14 protein-coding genes and 3 pseudogenes are annotated in these 17,512 nt (G+C 70.3%); 9 read left to right on the top strand and 8 right to left on the bottom strand.

The window, feature by feature from the left end; translation table 11 throughout:
* Positions 1-28: 28 nt before the first annotated feature.
* A complete protein-coding gene (locus ACFYXE_RS12555; protein WP_389312546.1) occupies positions 29-892 on the bottom strand; it encodes a carbohydrate ABC transporter permease in 864 nt (287 codons plus the stop codon).
* Positions 893-921: 29 nt separating this feature from the next.
* Complete coding sequence (locus ACFYXE_RS12550) at positions 922-1,776, bottom strand: ABC transporter permease (RefSeq protein WP_389312544.1); 855 nt, start codon at positions 1,774-1,776, stop codon at positions 922-924.
* Between the two features lie 371 nt (positions 1,777-2,147).
* Between ACFYXE_RS12550 and ACFYXE_RS12545 the strand changes: the two genes are divergently transcribed.
* Both ACFYXE_RS12545 and ACFYXE_RS12540 read left to right on the top strand, forming a co-directional pair.
* Entirely contained in the window at positions 2,148-3,119 is a 972-nt protein-coding gene (locus tag ACFYXE_RS12545) for a hydroxyacid dehydrogenase (protein WP_389312542.1), read from the top strand.
* Between the two features lie 218 nt (positions 3,120-3,337).
* On the top strand, positions 3,338-4,096 hold the full coding sequence (locus ACFYXE_RS12540) for a polysaccharide deacetylase family protein (protein ID WP_389311735.1): 759 nt from the start codon (positions 3,338-3,340) through the stop codon (positions 4,094-4,096).
* A 231-nt stretch (positions 4,097-4,327) separates the two neighbouring features.
* Here the strand turns inward: ACFYXE_RS12540 and ACFYXE_RS12535 are convergent, their stop codons facing one another.
* Complete coding sequence (locus ACFYXE_RS12535; RefSeq protein WP_361179547.1) at positions 4,328-4,960, bottom strand: DUF305 domain-containing protein; 633 nt, start codon at positions 4,958-4,960, stop codon at positions 4,328-4,330.
* An 18-nt stretch (positions 4,961-4,978) separates the two neighbouring features.
* Entirely contained in the window at positions 4,979-5,638 is a 660-nt protein-coding gene (locus tag ACFYXE_RS12530) for a DUF3105 domain-containing protein (protein ID WP_389311732.1), read from the bottom strand.
* A 152-nt stretch (positions 5,639-5,790) separates the two neighbouring features.
* Between ACFYXE_RS12530 and ACFYXE_RS12525 the strand changes: the two genes are divergently transcribed.
* Positions 5,791-6,240: an RrF2 family transcriptional regulator gene (locus tag ACFYXE_RS12525; RefSeq protein WP_389311730.1), complete on the top strand. Its 450-nt coding sequence runs from the start codon at positions 5,791-5,793 to the stop codon at positions 6,238-6,240.
* Between the two features lie 9 nt (positions 6,241-6,249).
* Here the strand turns inward: ACFYXE_RS12525 and ACFYXE_RS12520 are convergent, their stop codons facing one another.
* Positions 6,250-7,605, bottom strand: coding sequence for a globin domain-containing protein (locus tag ACFYXE_RS12520; protein ID WP_389311728.1), 1,356 nt, complete (start codon positions 7,603-7,605; stop codon positions 6,250-6,252).
* Between the two features lie 419 nt (positions 7,606-8,024).
* On the opposite strand from ACFYXE_RS12520, the gene ACFYXE_RS12515 reads away from it, so the two are divergent.
* Both ACFYXE_RS12515 and ACFYXE_RS12510 read left to right on the top strand, forming a co-directional pair.
* Positions 8,025-9,386: a glutamine synthetase family protein gene (locus tag ACFYXE_RS12515; protein WP_361179537.1), complete on the top strand. Its 1,362-nt coding sequence runs from the start codon at positions 8,025-8,027 to the stop codon at positions 9,384-9,386.
* 251 nt (positions 9,387-9,637) lie between these two features.
* A complete protein-coding gene (locus ACFYXE_RS12510; protein ID WP_389311726.1) occupies positions 9,638-10,105 on the top strand; it encodes a hypothetical protein in 468 nt (155 codons plus the stop codon).
* A gap of 181 nt (positions 10,106-10,286) precedes the next feature.
* Here the strand turns inward: ACFYXE_RS12510 and ACFYXE_RS12505 are convergent.
* Positions 10,287-10,702: pseudogene (locus ACFYXE_RS12505) on the bottom strand (hypothetical protein); the annotation flags it as partial.
* Between the two features lie 126 nt (positions 10,703-10,828).
* On the opposite strand from ACFYXE_RS12505, the gene ACFYXE_RS12500 reads away from it, so the two are divergent.
* Both ACFYXE_RS12500 and ACFYXE_RS12495 read left to right on the top strand, forming a co-directional pair.
* Complete coding sequence (locus ACFYXE_RS12500; protein ID WP_389311724.1) at positions 10,829-11,773, top strand: hypothetical protein; 945 nt, start codon at positions 10,829-10,831, stop codon at positions 11,771-11,773.
* Between the two features lie 339 nt (positions 11,774-12,112).
* A pseudogene (locus ACFYXE_RS12495) lies at positions 12,113-12,199 on the top strand (glutamine synthetase); the annotation flags it as partial.
* Between the two features lie 83 nt (positions 12,200-12,282).
* Here the strand turns inward: ACFYXE_RS12495 and ACFYXE_RS12490 are convergent.
* A complete protein-coding gene (locus tag ACFYXE_RS12490; RefSeq protein WP_389311722.1) occupies positions 12,283-12,717 on the bottom strand; it encodes a VOC family protein in 435 nt (144 codons plus the stop codon).
* Between the two features lie 207 nt (positions 12,718-12,924).
* Here ACFYXE_RS12490 and ACFYXE_RS12485 point away from each other — a divergent pair, with 207 nt between their 5' ends.
* On the top strand, positions 12,925-15,918 hold the full coding sequence (locus ACFYXE_RS12485; protein ID WP_361179533.1) for a bifunctional [glutamine synthetase] adenylyltransferase/[glutamine synthetase]-adenylyl-L-tyrosine phosphorylase: 2,994 nt from the start codon (positions 12,925-12,927) through the stop codon (positions 15,916-15,918).
* 107 nt (positions 15,919-16,025) lie between these two features.
* A pseudogene (locus ACFYXE_RS12480) lies at positions 16,026-16,601 on the top strand (DUF4157 domain-containing protein); the annotation flags it as partial.
* A gap of 136 nt (positions 16,602-16,737) precedes the next feature.
* Here ACFYXE_RS12480 and ACFYXE_RS12475 read toward each other — a convergent pair.
* Positions 16,738-17,406 carry a TetR/AcrR family transcriptional regulator C-terminal domain-containing protein gene (locus tag ACFYXE_RS12475; protein ID WP_389311720.1) on the bottom strand — a complete coding sequence of 223 codons (669 nt, stop codon included), beginning with the start codon at positions 17,404-17,406 and terminating at the stop codon, positions 16,738-16,740.
* Positions 17,407-17,512: the final 106 nt, after the last annotated feature.

Raw genomic sequence — 17,512 nt, 5'->3', positions numbered from 1 at the left:
GCCCGGTCCTGAATCCCGGGCGGTCCGCTCAGCTCTTGATGGCGCCGGTGAGCACGCCCTTGGTGAAGTACTTCTGCAGGAAGGGGTAGACGAGCAGGATCGGCACGGTGGCGATCACCAGGACGGCCATCTGCGTCGTCTGCGGGGCGGAGACCAGGCCGGCCTCGCTCAGCCCGGTGTCGGCGATCTGGGAGCCGCCGATGACGTACGTGCGCAGGACCTGCGACAGCGGCCAGTGGCCGGACTCCATGTAGATCGACGCATGGAACCAGGCGTTCCAGTAGCTCACGGCGTAGAAGAGGGAGACCACGGCGAGTGCGGCCTTGGACAGCGGGAGCACGATCCGCCACAGGATGTGCCAGTCCCCGGCGCCGTCGAGTCTGGCCGCCTCGTACAGCTCCTCGGGTATCCCCTGGAAGAAGCCGCGCAGCACGATCAGGTTGAAGACGTTGATGAGGACGGGCGCGACGAGCGCGGCGTAGGTGTCCATCATGCCCATGCCCTTGACCAGCAGGAACGCGGGGATCATGCCGGGCGGGAAGAGGAAGGTGAACAGGATGACCAGCAGCACCGGCTTGCCGCCGAAGACGCCGGGGCGGGCCAGGGCGTACGCGAGGAAGGTGGTGCACGCGAGCGAGAAGAGCGTGCCGGCCAGGGTGAGGCCGACGCTGACGCCGAGCGCCTTGGTGACGATGCCGCCGTTGAGGATGGTCCGGTAGGCGCGCAGCGTCGGATCGCTCGGCCACAGCACCCAGCCGCCGTTGTCCACGACCTCCCGGTTGGAGGCGAGCGAGGTCGAGACGATGACGAGGAAGGGGATCAGCACGAGCGCGAGGACGACGACGACCGCGACGCCCTTGGCGGCCTTGGTGGCGAACCGCGGCTTCTCCATCCAGGCGGGCCTGGTGACGTGTCCGGTACTCACTTGTAGACCCCCTGCTCGCCGAGCCGGTGGGCGACCCGGTTGGCGGTGAAGACGAGCGCCGCGCCGACGACGCCCTTGAACAGACCTGCGGCCGCCGCGTATCCGGTGTCGCCGCCGACGATGCCCTGCCAGAACACGAAGGTGTCGAGCACCTCGCCGACCTCGGGGCCCACCGACTGCCGCTGCAGCAGCATCTGTTCGAAGCCGACCGAGAGGATGTCGCCGAGCCGCATGATCAGCAGCAGGATGATGATGGGCCGGATGCTGGGCAGCGTGACGTGCCAGAACCGCCGCCAGGGGCCCGCCCCGTCGATCGCCGAGGCCTCGTAGAGCTGCTCGTCGACCTGCATCAGGGCGGCCAGGAAGATGATCGTGCCCCAGCCGGCGTCCTTCCAGATCACCTCGATGACGACGAGCGGCTTGTACGCGTCCGGGTTGCCGATGATGTCGACGGTGTGCAGCCCCGAGTCGCTGAGGAAGGTGTTCAACAGGCCGGTGTCACTCAGCACTTGCTGGAAGAGCGCCACCACGACGACCCACGACAGGAAGTGCGGCAGATAGATCACGGACTGCGTGAAGCGGCGCAGCAGGTCCGAGCTCAGGCTGTGCAGGAGCAGGGCGAGGGCGAGCGGCGCGGGGAAGAAGAAGACCAGCTGCAGCACCGCGATGAACAGGGTGTTCCACGTCGCGTGCCAGAAGTCCGGGTCGCCGAACATCCGCTCGAAGTTCTCGGTGCCGACCCAGGGGCTGGCCCAGAGGCCGTCGAAGGGGACGTACTCCTTGAACGCCACCGCGTTGGCGACGAAGGCGCCGTAGTGGAAGACCAGGAAGTACACCAGGCCCGGCACCATGAGCAGCACCAGGACGCGGGTGCGCTGAAACCGTTTCCACAGCTCACCACGCCCCGATTTCTCATCAGTTGACCCGCTATCGCTCCTGCCGGGCGGCTTCACCGCCTCGGTTTCCGCCCGGTCCTTCGTCACCGTCGGCACGGCAACCCCTCCGTCGTCGGAATAAGGTGCCCGGAATCTAAAGCGGTTACTTCGCCCGGTCAACCCCCCTCGCCTCGCTGTCTCTTGACCGCTCTCCCGGATTGGTCCTAGCCTCCAGGCGCTGGTTGGTAACCGGTTACTACGAGGGACGGTCACGCGTGGCAGATCAGGCAGAGCGGGTGGATCGGCGGGCGCGGAGCGGTGAAGGGCCGCCGGTCGCGGCCCTGGCCATGGGCGTCGAGATCGCCGACCGGGTCTTCCCGCAGGAGCTGCGCGAACGGCTGGCCCGCAGCGTGGAGTTGGCGCCGCCGCTCCTGTCGGGGCCGCTCACCACCCCCGAGGCGCGGGCGGTCCTCGCCGGGACGGACGTCCTGGTCACGGGCTGGGAGTGCCCGCCCCTGACCCGGGAGGTCCTGGCCGGCGCACCCCGCCTGCGGGCCGTCGTCCACGCGGCGGGCTCGGTCAAGCCGATGGTCACCGAGGCGGTGTGGGAGCGCGGCATCGTCGTCTCCTCGGCGGCGGACGCCAACGCGGATCCGGTGGTGGCGTTCACGCTCGCTGCGGTCACCTTCGCGTCGAAGGGCGCGCTGGCGACGGCGGCGGCCTACGCGTCCGGCTGGCCGTCGTTCACCGCCCGCGCCGGGGCCGACGCGCGCACGATCGGGGTGATCGGCGCGTCACGGATCGGCCGCAGGGTCATCGCGGGCCTGCTCGCGGCGGACACGGGCTGCCGCGTCCTGCTCACCGACCCGTACGTGCGCCCCGAGGAGGCGGCGGGCCTGGGCGTGGAACTCGTCGACCTCGCGGAACTCTGCGCCCGCAGCAGCATCGTCACGGTCCACGCGCCCCAGCTCCCGGAGACGCGCGGCCTGCTGAGCGCGGACCTGCTCGAACTCATCCCCGACGGCGGGGCCGTCATCAACACGGCACGGGGGTCGCTCGTCGACACGGAGGCGCTGGCCCGGGAGTGCGGGGCGGGGCGCCTGGACGCGTTCCTCGACGTCACGGACCCCGAACCCCTGCCGCCGGACCACGCCCTCCTGCACCTCCCGAACGTGCTGGTCACCCCGCACATCGCGGGCGCGCAGGGCAGCGAGGTCCGCAGGCTCGGCGAGTTCGCGGTGGCGGAGGTGGAGCGGTTCGTGGCGGGGAAGGAGCTCAGGGGCCGGCTGCGCAGGGAGGAGCTGGACAGACTGGCGTGACCCGGCCCCCGGGCCTCGGACGTCGGGGCGGAGCCGCGGCGCCTGCCGTCACGACGGTTTACCCCCGCCATTTCCACCGTCCCATCCATCCGCACGGGCCCACCCGTTTGCGAGGTCCGTCCCCGGAACCCGGCGGAATGGTGTGGGCTCCGTAACAGACGGATCCCGCGCCGCCGGTCCCTCGTCCTGCCAGGTGGAACGAGAGAAATGAGGCGGGTATGGCGCGGCGTGGTGGTGGGCGGGGTTGGTACGGGAAGTTGTTGGGGGCGGCGTTGGGGGTGACGGTGCTTGCGACGGGTGCGTCGGTGTGGACGGCGCAGGCGGGGGAGACCGATGAGGCGTCTCCGGCGGTGAGGGCGCCGGCGGTCAGGGCGGTGTCGGCGTCGATCGCGCATGCGTCGCAGGGCGGCCGGGGGGCCATCAACCTGACGATCGATGACGGTCCTGACCCGAAGTGGACGCCGCGGGTGCTGGAGTTGTTGCGGCAGTACCGGGTGAAGGCGACGTTCTGCATGGTGGGTACGCAGGCGCGGGCGCATCCTGATCTGGTGCGTCGGGTGGTGGCGGAGGGCCACCGGCTGTGCAATCACTCGGTGTCGCACAACACGGCGATGGACAAGCAATCCGAGGCCTATCAGTCCCGGCAGATCCTGGATGCGGAGCGCATGATCACGCGGGCGTCGGGTGGGGTGCGTCCGCAGTACTACCGGGCGCCGGGTGGGGCGTTCACGCCGTTCAGCCGCAAGCTGGCCGCGTCGCGGGGGATGCGGCCGCTGGGGTGGAACGTGGACAGCAAGGACTTCGAGCGGCCCGGCGTGGGGGCGATCGTGGCGACGGTGGAGCGGGAGTTGTCGGGCGGACCCGCGGTTCTCTTCCATGATGCGGGCGGGGACCGGTCCCAGACGTTGGAGGCGTTGCGCCGCCTGTTGCCGGGCCTGCGGCAGCAGGGACACACGTTCAGCTTCCCGGTCCGTTAGCCCGCACCGGCCCGCACCCGTAGCGGACGCCCACCGGCCTGCACCCGCGAGCGAGACGGGAGGGGACGTGGGGGTATGTGCGCACGGAGCACCGAGCGCACCATGGCGTCTTTGTTCGTGCAGCGGGGCGCAGGGATAGCGAGTACGCACATACCCCCGCGGCCCCGCCCCACAACACGGAGAGGGCGCAGACGGCAACCCCGCACCAGCCCAAGCCCAGCGCAGCGCCCCTCAGGCCTTGGCCCCCCGCGCCTTCAACATCGTCGCCATCAGCTCGATCTCCGACTCCTGCGACTCCACCATCCCCCGCGCCAACCGCCGCTCCGCCGACACCTCACACCGCTCCACACACCCCTGCGCCATATGCACCCCACCCTTGTGGTGCCGCGTCATCAGCTGCAGGTAGAGGACTTCGGCCTGCTCACCGCTCAACTTGCCGAGCCGCTTCAGCTCCGTCCCCGTCGCCATCCCCGGCATCAGCGCCCCGTCCTGACCGGCCGGCATGTCGCCCATGCCCATCCAGGCCATCGGCGACCCCTCGGGGACCTTCGGCAGCTCCCACAGATCGAGCCACCCGAGCAGCATCCCGCGCTGATTGGCCTGGGTCTGCGCGATGTCGTACGCGAGACGCCGCACGTCCTCGTCGTCGGTGCGGTCCCGCACGATGTACGACATCTCCACGGCCTGCTGGTGGTGCACGGACATGTCCTGCGCGAACCCCGCGTCGGCGGAGGAACTCGCGGGCGTACCGCCCGAGCCGGAGTGCGTGGCGGCGACCGCCGCCGTGATGCCGCCCCCGGCGACGACCGCCGCGGCCGCACAGCCGACGATCCAGTTGGTGCGCCGCCTCACTTCGAACCCCACTTCGTCGCGTTCATCCGTTCACTGGCCCATCCCGTTGGTACAGGCGGCCCCCGGCTCCGGAGTCTGCTTGCCCTGGACGTACTTGGAGAAGAATTCCTTGACCTTCGGGTCGTCCGCGCCCTTGACCGTCCGCTGGTGCGCCCACGCACTCAGCATGACGGGGTCCTTCTGGTCCTTGACGGGGCTCATCAGGGAGTAGGGCGTGGCCTTGACCTTCGCCTCCAGCTTCTTCAGGTCGGCCGGCTCCGCCTTCTCGTTGTAGGTGACCCAGACGGCACCGTGCTCCAGCGAGTGCACGGCGTTCATCTCGGGGATCGCCTTGGAGTAGACGTCGCCGTTGCAGTTCATCCACACCTGATTGTGGTCCCCGCCGACGGGCGGCGTCATCGGGTAGTCGACGTCCTTCGTGACGTGCGTACGGCCGAGTTTGCCCCAGACCTTCTCGCCGTCTGCGGACACCTTGTACTTCGGCCAGCCCTTCGCGTCGTCGTTCGAGCCGGAGTCGTCCGACGCCTTGTCGAAGAGGAAGAAGCCGCCCACACCGAGCGCCGTGACGACGACCGCACTGACCGTGATCATCAGAGCCCGGCCCCGGCGCTCGCGGGCGCGGTCGGCCCGGCGCATCTCCTCTATCCGGGCCTTGCGGGAAGCGTTGCTCGTGTTCTTGGCGGAACCCATGGTGTGTCCTTCTGCGGAAAGGGACGGACGGGACGACGAACGAGTCCGCTGATCGTAATGGGCGGGCGGCCCCGTACTACAGGCCGCAGGAGAAGTGGTCCGCGCCCTCCCATCATTTGAAGCAGGGATGCGCATTACCTACGCTCGGCGGCATGCGGCTCATGCGATCCACCGACCTGGCGTTGCGCACCCTCATGCGCCTGGCCGTGGCGAGCGGCGCGGCGCCCACGACGCGCGAGGTGGCCGCCGACATGGCGGTGCCGTACACGCACGAGGCGAAGGTGGTCGCCGAGCTCCAGAAGAGGGGCCTCCTGGAGGCCCGCAGGGGCAGGGGCGGCGGGCTCGCGCTGACGGAGGCGGGCCGCACGGCGTCGGTGGGCGCGCTGGTGCGGTCGCTGGAGGGCGAGGGCGACGTGGTGGACTGCGAGGGCGGCACCCCGTGCCCGCTGAACTCCGCGTGCCGTCTGCGCGCCGCGCTCCGCACCGCGCAGGAGGCCTTCTACGCGTCCCTCGACCCGCTCACGATCGCGGACATCGTGGCGGCGCCGACGGGCCCCCTGCTCCTGGAGATCACGACCCGCGGTGCCGACACCCGCGACTGACTCCCGGCGCTACCCCTGGGCCAGCCACAGATCGGGCCCGAACACCTCGTAGTGGATGTCGGCGGCGGCGACGCCGAGCCCGAGGAGCTGCGTGCGCACGGCCCGCATGAAGGGCAGCGGCCCGCACAGGTACGCGCGCGTGCCCGTGGGAATCGCGGGAAGCGCGGCGAGATCGACCCGCCCCGCCAGCGACGTAACCGCTCCACCCCCAGCCTGATCGCCACCCCCAGCCTGATCGCCACCCCCAGCCTGATCGCCACCCCCAGCCTGATCGCCACCCCCAGCCTGATCGCCACCCCCACCCTGATCGCCACCCCCAACCCCATCTCCCCCCACCCCCTCATAGAAAAAGTAGGCCGCCCCGCCAGCAAGCTTCCCGCTATACGTCTCGTGCTCGGCCCGCAGCGCGTGCGCGGCGGGGGAGCGGTCGGCGTGGACGACGGTGACGGCCCCCGCGTGCCCCGCCCCCGCGAGCTCCTCCAGCATGGCGATCATCGGCGTGACCCCGATCCCGGCGGAGACGAGCAGCAACGGCGACTCCGCGCCGCGGTCGCCGCCCCCGGCCCCCGCATCCAGCACCAGATCCCCGTACGGCGCCGAGACCCGCAGCACGTCCCCGACCCGCACGCGCGCGTGCAGCTGCCGGGACACCTCGCCGTCGGGCGCCCCCGCCCCCACGTCCCCCCGCACCCGCTTCACGCTGATCTGCCGTACGCGCGGGCCGCCGCCCGACAAGCTGTACTGCCGTATCTGCCGGGCCCCGTCGTCCAGTTGGACCTGCACGGACACGTACTGCCCCGCGCGAAAGCGCGGCGCGGGTCCCCCGTCGAGCGGGCGCAGCCGGAACGTGGCGACGTCGGCCGTCTCCTCGACGCGGTCGACGACCTCCCAGAGGCGCCAGGGGTCCTCTCCCGCGACGACGCCCTGCTCGGCGTAGAGGCGGGCCTCGATGGCGATGAGGGCGTTGGCCATGAGCCAGTAGACGTCGTCCCAGGCGGCGGCGACCTCGGGGGTGACCGCGTCGCCGAGGACCTCGGCGACGGCCTCGAAGAGGTGCTGGTGCACCGTCCCGTACTGGTCGGGCGACACGCCGAGCGAGGCGTGCTTGTGCGCGATGCGGCCGAGCAGCACGTCGGGGCGCTCGCCGGGGTGGTCCAGGAGGTGGGCCGCGAAGGCGGCGATCGATCCCGCGAGGGCCCGGCGCTGGGTCCCCGCGGCCTGGTTGCCGCGGTTGAACAGGTCCCGCAGGAGCTCGGGGCGGGCCGTGAAGAGGCGGTCGTAGAAGCGTTCGGTGATGTCGTCGATGGCGGCTCCGACGACGGGGAGGGTGGCGCGGACGGTCGCGGCGGACTGCTCGGACAGCAAGGTGACTCCTCAAGGCCGGGCGGCGGCGGCCGGCGGTGGGCGGCCGGAAGCCGGGCAGCCGGAAGGCGGGGCAGCCGAAAGGCCTGGACGGTAAGGGGGTTGGGCCTCCCTTGTCTGGTGCAGACGGTAGAAAACTTGCATCTCAGATGCAAGTTAAAAGAGGGGGTGGGCGGCCCGCTGTTACCGAGCGGCCGATCAGCAGGCACTATGGGCACAGAGCGGCAATCACAACGGCACAACGGCGACACGAAGCCGCGGCAGCCGGGGCCGGGGTCCGGGCGGCGCGCGGTACGGCGCGGTACGCGGCGGCACGGACTGGGCAACGCGCTCGAAACCGTGGAATGGGATGCTCGGGTGCCGGGGTGTCCCGTGGCACGGGTGCAGGTGGCCTGACCAGCAAGGATGGGTGGAAGCGGAAGATGGACAAGCAGCAGGAATTCGTGCTCCGTACGTTGGAGGAGCGCGACATCCGGTTCGTACGCCTGTGGTTCACGGATGTCCTCGGCTTCCTGAAGTCGGTGGCCGTGGCCCCGGCCGAGCTGGAGCAGGCCTTCGACGAGGGCATCGGCTTCGACGGCTCGGCGATCGAGGGCTTCGCCCGGGTGTACGAGTCGGACATGATCGCGAAGCCGGACCCGTCGACGTTCCAGGTGCTGCCGTGGCGCGCGGAGGCGCCCGGCACGGCCCGCATGTTCTGCGACATCCTGATGCCGGACGGCTCGCCGTCCTTCGCCGACCCGCGCTACGTCCTGAAGCGGGCGCTGGCGAAGACCTCGGACCTGGGCTTCACCTTCTACACCCACCCCGAGATCGAGTTCTTCCTGCTGAAGGACAAGCCGCTGGACGGCTCACGGCCCACCCCGGCCGACAACTCCGGCTACTTCGACCACACCCCGCAGAACGTGGGCATGGACTTCCGCCGCCAGGCCATCACGATGCTCGAATCCATGGGCATCTCGGTCGAGTTCAGCCACCACGAGGGCGCGCCGGGCCAGCAGGAGATCGACCTGCGGTACGCGGACGCGCTCTCCACGGCGGACAACGTCATGACGTTCCGCCTGGTCATGAAGCAGGTCGCGCTCGAACAGGGCGTCCAGGCCACCTTCATGCCCAAGCCCTTCTCCGAGCACCCCGGCTCGGGCATGCACACGCACCTGTCCCTCTTCGAGGGCGACCGCAACGCGTTCTACGAGTCGGGCGCGGAGTACCAGCTCTCCAAGGTCGGCCGCTCCTTCATCGCGGGCCTGCTCAAGCACGCCGCGGAGATCTCGGCGGTCACCAACCAGTGGGTGAACTCCTACAAGCGCATCTGGGGCGGCTCCGAGCGCACGGCGGGCGCGGGCGGCGAGGCCCCCTCGTACATCTGCTGGGGCCACAACAACCGCTCGGCCCTGATCCGCGTCCCGATGTACAAGCCCGGCAAGACCGGCTCCGCGCGCGTGGAGGTCCGCTCCATCGACTCGGGCGCCAACCCCTACCTGACGTACGCGGTCCTGCTCGCCGCCGGCCTCAAGGGTATCGAGGAGGGCTACGAGCTCCCGCCGGGCGCCGACGACGACGTGTGGGCCCTGCGGGACGCGGAGCGCCGCGCCCTGGGCATCGAGCCCCTGCCGCAGAACCTCGGCGAGGCGATCGCCCTCATGGAGAAGTCGGAACTGGTCGCCGAGACGCTCGGCGAGCACGTCTACGACTTCTTCCTGCGCAACAAGAAGCAGGAGTGGGAGGAGTACCGCAGCGAGGTCACCGCCTTCGAGCTGCGCAAGAACCTGCCGGTGCTGTAGGCACAGGTCAGGGCGGGTTTCGGCTAGAGCGACGTGCAGGGCCGGCGGTAAGGTCACCGTCGGCCCTTTGTCGTCTCGACAGCTCTGGGGCCGTGTGTGGGCCGTGGCGCGTGAGCGTAGGCATCCGCCCGCCATCCAGTTGGCAGATGAGCGTGCCTCGCCACATGCTGGCGGCGGCTACGGCAGCAACGTTTCCGGACCCTCCGGTGCGGGGGAGCATGAAGCGAGAGGCGTAGAGCGTTGGGGGTTGGATGGGAACGCTCATTTTCGGGATCATTGCGTCAGCGGCGGCGCTTGCGACAATCCTGTTTTCTGCACTGCAAACCAGGACCTTAATCCAGCAGGCGGAAGTCAACAACGGAATTTCTGCTGCATCGGCGATCTATAACAGCATCGAGCGACTGCACAGTATCGGCAGTCTCCTGTTTCAGGATCCTGACATCGTTAAGTATTTTCACGAGGGCGCCCCTGTTCCCCCTGAAGGTGACGAAAAGCGAGCCAGGGTATTGATCATTGCCCGCATGTATGCCGACTGTATGGACTACGGGTTGATGATCAAAGATCTCGCTCCGGAAGCGGGTGCTTATGACTGCTGGAACACGTATGTAGAAGGGCGGCTAGCTTCGTCGCCCGCTATTGCGTTCGTGGTGTCCAAGGATAGGGCGTGGTGGCCGACGCTGGCGTCATCTGTACGGCACCTGCTTCCGCCCGAGTCATAGCATTCATGTGTGCCAGCCCAGAACCTAGTGATCCCTGATTGTTGCACTTCCGGGATCACCGAGTTCTGTGTTGGCGGTATTGCGTCGAGCGAATTTCGCTCGCGCTTGAGCAGTACCCTAATCCCTACTGAACTTGATTGGGTGATGTCGGGCGAACGGCTCCGACATCACCCAATCAAGTTCAGTAGCCTGCGGCCTCCTCCGGGGCAGGGTTGTCACGTGCCGTCCTGCCGGGGGCATCCGGTGCTGGAACGGTGTCCTCGTAGAGGCTGTCCACGGCCTTACGAGCTCGCGCATCGCTGCTCGGCACGAGGTGGGTGTAGACCCTGAGCGTGAACCCCGGATCGTTGTGTCCGAGGTAGGCACTGAGCGCTATCACGTTCTCGCCAGCGTCCAGCAGGACCGACGCGTAGAAGTGCCTCGGCGCGCGCATGCCGTGCTCGCGAGCGGCTGGTGCCGCGCGCCCGGCTTCGGCTCGGGGATGACTCCGGCGGCAACGAGAGCGGACTTCCACATGTGCGTGTTGAAGTCGGTACGGCGGACCGCACCGTTACCGTCTGGCCGAGTGAACAGCAGCCGCTTCGTGACGAGCGGCCCTTGATGAAACTCTCCGCGCCGCAACCCATCGCAACACTAGGATCTCCAGGAGTCGGCTAGGAACCGGAGTTGCCCATGTACTCCTTTCGTCTCCCTTTCACGATGCCGAGCCATAAACGGCTCGGAGTGGAAAATGTCCAACTCGTGCTTCACGATGAGGAACAGCTACGGGTTTCTCTGAATTCTGCGGAGAAAGGGCAGAATCTGTACGATGCCGCGAAGATCGTGCTTAGAGGTGATGGTTACGCAACTCAGGAAGATGCCGCCCGAGACGGTGGGCGGTGGAGAGATGTTGTCAGTCGTGCTTTCGCCCTGATGCATCTTGCCGCAGATTTCAGCGATCAGGATCCTTCGGGAGTTTCGGTCTCCATTGGACAGGTGGTCTTTTCTGAGCACTTGAGGCGACACTTGATGGCTGATTTTCCTGGCATTACCGTATTCGAAGACCAGTCGGGTCTTCTGCTGGCCACAGCGGGAGAGCTGTCTGGGTGTGTACGCCCATCGAGCGAGAAGTGCCGCTCCGTACTCTTCCAAGCCGAGCGGCTCCACGAACCGCTGAAGGATTCAGAGAGGTTGGCCTTCGATCTGTACAGCGGCTCCTTTTTTCAGCCGTCGGCGGATGCGCGACTTCTGATGTTGACCATGGCGATTGAGACTTTGCTCGACCTTCAACCTCGTTCGGACGCCGCGCACGTTCATGTGGCCGCCATGATCGAGGCTACGGAAGCAAACGTATCTCTCGCCCAAGCGGAGCGCGATTCGATAAGAGGGACGCTGAATTGGTTGTACAAAGAGTCGATCGGGCAGGCCGGTCGTGCTCTGGCTCGCACTTTGGAACCACGCACATACGACAGCAGGAAGCCGGCTGCCTTCTTCACTCGTTGCTACGATGTGCGAAGCGCGCTTACTCACGGACACGTGCCGAGGCCAGATTATCGCGAAGTAAATTCACTGGCGGGAAGCCTTGAGCTGTTCGTGGGAGACCTCTTGGCTGGCCGTCTACTCCACGCTACGCCCGACGATGTCGAGGTCGGCGGACTGGTGGCCCGCGATGGCTCCGACTGTCCCTAAACGCTGAGCCCGACGCGAGTGATCGACAAGCTCAGTCGCAACTCGGCGAGATTAGGAGGCTGTGGGTCATCCGTGGGCCAGGATGTGCTCTGCGCAAACCGAAACACCTCGTGAGCTGGACTAATCCGGGGCAGTCGGTTGTCTTGAAAGCCGTGCAGTTGCGAGACGCTACCACTGTGGTCCCCGTTCGCGGCGTAGCTGAGGGCGCCATCCCTGGGCCGTCGCTGGGCCGTCAGGGGGCGGCCCGTAGTGACCAATAACGACCGTCAGCGACCCTCGCGCAGCTGGTCAGTGGGGTTCTGGGCCGGACAGTCGCAGGCCGTCGGCAGCGCTCATCAATTCCTGCGCAACAAGAAGCAGGAGTGGGAGGAGTACCGCAGCGAGGTCACCGCCTTCGAGCTGCGCAAGAACCTGCCGGTGCTGTAGCCGGACCCCGTAGGGGGCACGAGGGGCACGCCGCCCCCGCGCCCCCTGGGGCACCGCGCCCCCTCCGGGGCAGCCCCGCGCCCCTACTGGGCGCTCACGATCGCATCCCGCAGAGGCGTCCCCGCCCGCACCCGGTACTCCTGGATCGCCCAGCCGTTGCCGTCCGGGTCCTTGAAGTACATGAACGTGCCGCCGTCCTGCGGCGCGTGCGCGACCGGCTCCGAGACGTCCAGGCCGCGGGCGGTCAGCTCGGCGTGGGCCGCCTTCGCGTCGGCCACGCACAGCTGCAGGCCCTGGTAGGAGCCGGGCGCCGGCGTCGGTCCGTCCATCGTGTCCCACAGCGTGTCGGCCAGGGCGATGGAACAGCCCGAGCCCGGCGGGGTCAGCTGGACGATGCGCAGGCCCGGCATGACCTCCGTGTCGATGTCGACGTGGAAGCCGAGCTTGTCGCGGTAGAACTCCTTGGACCGCTCGATGTCGCTCACCGGCAGCGGGATCACTTCGAGTGTGTATTCCATGGCCCGCAGTACACCAGCCAGTTGAGCCCCTGTCAGCGCGGCGGCACCGGTCGCGTGCACCGCCACCGCGTCCGGGTGAACGGCCCGCCCCCGCCGCCCGGTCCCGTACGGGATTCCCCGCCCGGCGTCATCCGCCCGCCCGCCCGCGCGCGGTCCACCGGTCAGGCCGTAGGCTCGGCGTGAGGTGTGATCGAACGGAGGCTCGGCATGACGCTGCCGCAAGGGCGACGAAGCAGTACGTTCACGCGGCTGCTGCGGCACGGCTTCACCGACCCGTCCACCGCGGAGCGGTTCCTGGACGACCCCGCGCTGAGCGCCGTGCGCGACGACCCGCTGCTCCTGGACGCCCTCGGCGCCACCGCCGACCCCGACCTCGCGCTCCTCGGCCTGGTCCGCCTGGTGGAGGCGCAGGAGGACGAGCTGAGCAGCCGCGAGCTGCTCGACACCCTCGTCACCGCCAAGCCGCTGCGCGACCGCCTCCTCGGCGTGCTCGGCGCCTCCGAGGCCCTCGCCGACCACCTGGCCCGCCACCCCCGCGACTGGCGCGCCCTGGTCACCTACGAGTCGGCGGACCTGCACCCCGGCGTCGCCGAATTCGAACAGGGCCTCTCCGACGCCACCGACCCGGTCACCCTGCGCGTCGCCTACCGCCGCTGCCTGCTGTCCATCGCCGCCCGCGACGTCTGCGGCACGACCGACGTCGCCCAGGCGGCGGCCGAGCTCGCCGACCTCGCCACCGCGACCCTGCGGGCGGCGCTCGCCATGGCCCGCGCGGCGGCCCCCGGCGACGCCGCGCAGTGCAGGCTCGCCGTCATCGCGATGGGCAAGTGCGGCGGCCACGAGCTCAACTACGTCTCCGACGTCGACGTCATCTTCGTCGGCGAGGCCGTCGAGGGCGCCGACGAGGACAAGGCGCTGCGCGCCGCGACCCGCCTCGCCTCGCACATGATGCGGATCTGCTCCGAGACGAACGTCGAGGGCACCATCTGGCCCGTCGACGCCAACCTCCGCCCCGAGGGGCGGAACGGCCCGCTGGTGCGCACCCTCTCCAGCCACCTCGCGTACTACCAGCGCTGGGCGAAGACCTGGGAGTTCCAGGCGCTGCTCAAGGCCCGCCCGGTCGCGGGCGACCTCGCGCTCGGCGAGGAGTACGTGGCCACCCTCGCCCCCCTGGTCTGGCACGCCGCCGAGCGCGAGAACTTCGTGCCCGACGTGCAGAAGATGCGCCGCAGGGTCGTCGAGAACATCCCGGCGGGCGAGGTCGAGCGGGAGCTCAAGCTCGGCCCCGGCGGGCTGCGCGACGTCGAGTTCGCCGTGCAGATGCTGCAGCTGGTGCACGGCCGCAGCGACCCCTCGATCCGCAGCGGCTCGACGCTGGAGGCGCTGCAGGCGCTCGGCACCGGCGGCTACGTGGGGCGGGTGGACGCCGCCCAGCTCGACGACGCGTACCGCTTCCTGCGCTCCCTCGAACACCGCATCCAGCTCTACCGGCTGCGCCGCACCCACCTCGTGCCGGAGGGCGACGCGGACCTGCGCCGCCTGGGCCGCTCCCTGGGCATGCGCACCGAACCGATCACCGAGCTGAGCCGCGCCTGGAAGCGGCACACCTCCGTGGTCCGCCGCCTGCACGAGAAGCTCTTCTACCGGCCGCTGCTCGACGCCGTCGCCCAACTGGCGCCCGGCGAGACCCGGCTGAGCACCGAGGCGGCCCGCGAACGCCTGGTCGCGCTCGGCTACGCGGACCCGAGCGCCGCCCTGCGCCACCTGGAGGCGCTGGCCTCCGGGGTGTCCCGCAAGGCGGCCATCCAGCGCACCCTGCTGCCGGTCCTGCTCGGCTGGTTCGCGGACTCCGCCGACCCCGACGCGGGCCTGCTCGGCTTCCGCAAGGTCTCCGACGCGCTGGGCAAGACCCCCTGGTACCTGCGGCTGCTCCGGGACGAGGGCGCGGCCGCCGAGAACCTCGCCCGCGTCCTGTCCGCCGGCCGCCTCGCCCCCGACCTGCTGCTGCGCGCTCCCGAGGCGGTGGCCCTGCTCGGCGACGCCACCGGGCTCGAACCGCGCACCCGCACCCACCTGGAGCAGGAGGTCCTCGCCGCGGTGCGCCGCGCGGACGGCGCCGAACAGGCCGTGACGGCGGCCCGCGGCGTGCGCCGCCGCGAGCTGTTCCGTACCGCGGCGGGCGACATCATCGGCTCGTACGGCACCGAGGAGAGCCCCGCGGAGGCGGACCCGGGCACGCTCGTGGACCGGGTGGGCGACGCGATCTCGGACCTGACGGCCGCCACCATCGCGGGCACGCTGCGCGCGGTCGTCCGCGAGGGCTGGGGCGACACGCTCCCCACCCGCTTCGCGATCATCGGCATGGGCCGCTTCGGCGGCCACGAGCTGGGCTACGGCTCGGACGCCGACGTCCTGTTCGTGCACGAGCCGCGCGAGGGCGCCGACGAGCAGGAGGCGGCGAAGGCCGCGGCCAAGGTGGTCTCCGAGATGCGCAGGCTGCTTCAACTGCCCTCCGCCGACCCGCCGTTGCTCATCGACGCCGACCTGCGCCCGGAGGGCAGGAGCGGCCCGCTGGTGCGCACCCTGAAGTCGTACGAGGCGTACTACCGCCGCTGGTCCCTGGTCTGGGAGGCGCAGGCGCTGCTGCGCGCCGAACCGGTCGCGGGCGACGAGGAGCTGGGGCGCGCCTTCATCGACCTGGTGAGCCCGCTGCGCTATCCGGCCGAGGGGCTCGGCGAGGACGCGATCCGCGAGATCCGGCGGCTGAAGGCCCGCATGGAGGCCGAGCGGATGCCGCGCGGCGCGGACCCCACCCTGCACGCCAAGCTCGGCCGCGGCGGGCTCTCCGACGTCGAGTGGACCGTGCAGCTCCTCCAGCTGGAGCACGGCTGGGCCGAGCCGGGCCTGCGCACGACCCGCACCCGCGCGGCCCTCGCCGCGGCCCGCGCGGCGGAGCTGATCCCCACGGACGACGCGGCGATCCTGGACGAGGCGTGGGTCCTGGCGACCCGGGTGCGCAACGCGGTGATGCTGGTGCGCGGCCGCGCGGGCGACACGTTCCCCTCCGACGGCCGCGAACTCGCCGCCGTCGGACGGTACTTGGGCTACGACGCCGGACACGTGGGCGACATGCTGGACGACTACCGGCGGATCACGCGCCGGGCGCGGGCGGTCGTGGAGGAGCGGTTCTACGGGGCGTGAGGCGCCCGCTGCCCGATCGGACAGCGAACCGTGCCCTCGCGTGCCTGGCCCGCGGACGGGCCCGTGGCGTATCCAGGAAGGGTCCGAGCTTTCTGTCTGGAGGCCCCATGCGTGCCCGCGAGACCGACCGACCCGCCGACGGCGAGGGGGCGGGCCGTGCCCCGGCCCGGTCCGCCGGATCGCCGGTGCGTGCCGAAGGCGCGGCGGCGAGCGCCGAGGGGGCGGCGGACGCCCGGGGCATGTCCGCGCAGGCGGTCATGGCCCTGCAGCGCAGCGCGGGCAACGCCGCCGTCGCGGGGGCCGTGCAGCGTTCCGCGGTGCATGAGGTGTTGCGTGGTGGTGGGCGGCCGTTGGACTCCGGGACCCGGTCGGACATGGAGGCGCGGCTGGGCGCGGACTTCTCCGACGTGCGGGTGCACGACGACAGCGCGGCGAAGGCGTCGGCGGCGGAGGTGGGCGCCCGGGCCTACACGTCGGGCAGTCATGTGGTGATCGGTGACGGGGGCGGGGACCGGCACACGCTGGCGCACGAGCTGACGCATGTCATCCAGCAGCGGCAGGGCCCGGTGGCGGGCACGGACAACGGCGACGGTCTGAAGGTCTCCGATCCCTCGGACCGGTTCGAGCGCGAGGCGGAGGCCAACGCCACCCGCGTCCTGGCCAACGACCCCGCACCCGCGGCCCACGCCGCGGAGGGCGAGGGCCCCGCGTAGCTGCCGCCCCGCCGCGCCTTGCTCCCGCCGCGCCTTGCTCCCGCCGCGCCTGCTCCCGCGGTGCCGGGTGGCGGGCCACCGCGGGCGCTGACCGCCGGCCTCGCGGCTACGGGCCCTCTTGGCCCTCCTGGCCCTCCTGGCCCTCCTGGCCCTCCTGACGCTCCTGGAGGGAGTCGCGCAGGACGGCCCGCGCATGCGCGACGCAGCCCTCGAGCGCCAGGTCGAACGCCCGGTCCGCCCGGCCCACCGGCACCGCGTCGAGCGCGCGGGCCAGCAGGGGTGTCGCCGTCTCGTCGGCCGGCACCCACATCGTCTCCGGCGCCGCCAGGTCGAGCGCGGAGCCGAGGACGAGGTTCTCCAGGCCGGTGATCAGCGGCATGACGTCGGGCAGGGCGAACCCCGCGTCGAGGAGCAGCGTCACCGCCCGCTCGTACTGGTCGAGCACGCGCGGCGCCCGCACCGGCGACGTCGTCAGGAGCGGGATCGCCCTGGGGTGGGCCGCGAAGGCCGCGCGGTAGGAGCGGGCCCACGCCGTCAGGGCCGCGTCCCACGGGCCCGCCGCCAGCGTCGCCGTGTCGATCGACTCGGACACCCGCTCCCGCAGCAGCTCGACGATGCCGTCCCTGCCGTCCACATGGTGGTACACCGAGCCGGTCTGCACGCCGAGCCGCCGCGCGATCCGCGGGACGCTGAAGTCGCCGTTCTCGTCGACGAGTTCGAGCGCGGTCGTGGTGATCCGCTCCCGGTCCAGAAGTGCTGTGCGCGGCCGCCCCATGGCTCCGAACTCCCTGTGAAGTCTTCCCGAACTGCCCAGGGTGAGGCTACATTGCCGAAACCGAAAGCCTTTAGGTTTCCGGTTCCCCGGTCGTGCCCTGCCCCCG

The organism is Streptomyces sp. NPDC002564 (genome assembly GCF_042889645.1).
Taxonomy (GTDB): domain Bacteria; phylum Actinomycetota; class Actinomycetes; order Streptomycetales; family Streptomycetaceae; genus Streptomyces.
The sequence above is the reverse complement of the archived record's forward strand: the minus strand, read 5'-3'. Positions and strand labels throughout refer to the sequence as shown.

Coding starts and splice junctions, on each gene's coding strand:
- ACFYXE_RS12555 (WP_389312546.1), bottom strand. CDS start 892: ATGGAGAAGCCGCGGTTCGCCACCAAGGCCGCCAAGGGCGTCGCGGTC.
- ACFYXE_RS12510 (WP_389311726.1), top strand. CDS start 9,638: ATGGGAACGCTCATTTTCGGGATCATTGCGTCAGCGGCGGCGCTTGCG.
- ACFYXE_RS12485 (WP_361179533.1), top strand. CDS start 12,925: ATGACGCTGCCGCAAGGGCGACGAAGCAGTACGTTCACGCGGCTGCTG.
- ACFYXE_RS12525 (WP_389311730.1), top strand. CDS start 5,791: ATGCGGCTCATGCGATCCACCGACCTGGCGTTGCGCACCCTCATGCGC.
- ACFYXE_RS12545 (WP_389312542.1), top strand. CDS start 2,148: ATGGGCGTCGAGATCGCCGACCGGGTCTTCCCGCAGGAGCTGCGCGAA.
- ACFYXE_RS12550 (WP_389312544.1), bottom strand. CDS start 1,776: ATGGTGCCGGGCCTGGTGTACTTCCTGGTCTTCCACTACGGCGCCTTC.
- ACFYXE_RS12540 (WP_389311735.1), top strand. CDS start 3,338: ATGGCGCGGCGTGGTGGTGGGCGGGGTTGGTACGGGAAGTTGTTGGGG.
- ACFYXE_RS12515 (WP_361179537.1), top strand. CDS start 8,025: ATGGACAAGCAGCAGGAATTCGTGCTCCGTACGTTGGAGGAGCGCGAC.
- ACFYXE_RS12475 (WP_389311720.1), bottom strand. CDS start 17,406: ATGGGGCGGCCGCGCACAGCACTTCTGGACCGGGAGCGGATCACCACG.
- ACFYXE_RS12490 (WP_389311722.1), bottom strand. CDS start 12,717: ATGGAATACACACTCGAAGTGATCCCGCTGCCGGTGAGCGACATCGAG.
- ACFYXE_RS12530 (WP_389311732.1), bottom strand. CDS start 5,638: ATGGGTTCCGCCAAGAACACGAGCAACGCTTCCCGCAAGGCCCGGATA.